The organism is Phenylobacterium sp. (genome assembly GCF_030654915.1).
Taxonomy (GTDB): Bacteria; Pseudomonadota; Alphaproteobacteria; order Caulobacterales; family Caulobacteraceae; genus Phenylobacterium.
Window position 1 is genome coordinate 1 of record NZ_JAURWM010000050.1, and the last position, 1,038, is coordinate 1,038.

The window sequence follows — 1,038 nt, forward strand, 5'->3', positions numbered from 1 at the left end:
CGTCGCCCAGTACCTGTGGCTGCGGCTGCTGGCGCAGAAGCGCCAGAACGTCTGCTGCGTCGGCGACGACGACCAGTCGATCTATGGCTGGCGCGGGGCCGAGGTGGACAACATCCTGCGCTTCGAACGCGACTTCCCCGGCGCGACGGTGATCCGGCTGGAGCGCAACTACCGCTCGACCAGCCACATCCTGGCCGCGGCCTCAGGCCTGATCGCCGCCAACAAGGGCCGGCTCGGCAAGACCCTGTGGACCGAGAGCAACGCCGGCGAGAAGGTCATCGTTCGCGGCGTCTGGGACGGCGAGGCCGAGAGCCGGCTGGTCGCCGAGGAGATCGAACGCGCCAAGAAGGGCGGCACGGAAAAGGAGCCGCGCAAGTTCCGCGACATGGCCATCCTGGTCCGCGCCTCTTTCCAGATGCGGGCCTTCGAAGAGCGCTTCGTGATGCTGCAGATTCCCTACACGGTGGTCGGCGGCCCCAGGTTCTTCGAGCGGGCGGAACTCCGCGACGTCCATGCCTATCTGCGGCTGATCCAGTCACCCGACGACGACCTGGCCTTCGAGCGCATCGTCAACACGCCCAAGCGCGGCATCGGCGACACCACCGTCCAAAAGCTGCTGCATATCGCCCGGGTCGGCGGCGTGCCGGTGATGGCCGCCGCCCGCCAGGCGGTGCAGACCGACGAACTGGCCGCCCGCACCCGCACGGCGCTGTCCAACTTCCTGCGCGACCTCGACCGCTGGCGCGCCCAGGCCCAGACCATGCACCATGCCCGCGTGACCGAGCAGGTGCTGGAGGAGAGCGGCTACACCGACGCCCTGCGTCTGGACAAGACGCCCACCGCCCAGACCCGGCTGGAGAACCTCAAGGAACTCGTCCAGTCGATGAGCGCCTTCGACAGCCTTGAGGCCTATCTCGAACACGTCTCCCTGGTGATGGACATGGATCGCGGCCCCCAGGCCGACGCGGTGCAGATCATGACCCTGCACTCGGCCAAGGGTCTCGAATTCCCGTTGGTCTTCCTGCCCGGCTGGGAGGA

Annotated in this window: 1 protein-coding gene; it reads left to right on the forward strand. The window is 67.9% G+C overall.

Annotated features, from left to right (window positions below):
- Window positions 1–1,038, forward strand: a 1,038-nt coding sequence (locus tag Q7T84_RS02240; protein ID WP_304806010.1) for an ATP-dependent helicase, incomplete at both ends; no start/stop codon positions are given.